The sequence below is a fragment of the Chryseobacterium sp. BGARF1 genome (assembly GCF_001677955.1).
GTDB lineage: Bacteria > Bacteroidota > Bacteroidia > Flavobacteriales > Weeksellaceae > Chryseobacterium.
The window spans coordinates 1-344 of record NZ_LELA01000077.1; the positions used below are offsets into that span (position 1 = coordinate 1).

1 rRNA gene is annotated in these 344 nt (G+C 46.2%); it reads left to right on the top strand.

Annotation, left to right across the window (positions count from 1 at the left end):
• Positions 1-344, top strand: a 23S ribosomal RNA gene (locus AB671_RS14290); the annotation flags it as partial.

Below are 344 nucleotides of genomic sequence, written 5' to 3' on the forward strand. Positions count from 1 at the left end.
GGATTGGCACACACGAATTGATCCGCAGATGTCCGAATGGGGCAACCCGTCTGGTTGAAGACCAGTCACTCCGCAAGGAGAGCAAACCCGGAGAACTGAAACATCTAAGTACCCGGAGGAAAAGAAATCGAAGAGATTCCGTAAGTAGTGGCGAGCGAACGCGGATTAGCCCAAAAGTCTTTATATATTTAATAGAATGTTCTGGAAAGAACAGCCATAGAGGGTGATAGCCCCGTATATGAAAGGTATATTAAGATGATAAATGAGTAGGGCGGGACACGTGAAATCCTGTTTGAATATGGGGGGACCATCCTCCAAGGCTAAATACTCCTGAAAGACCGATA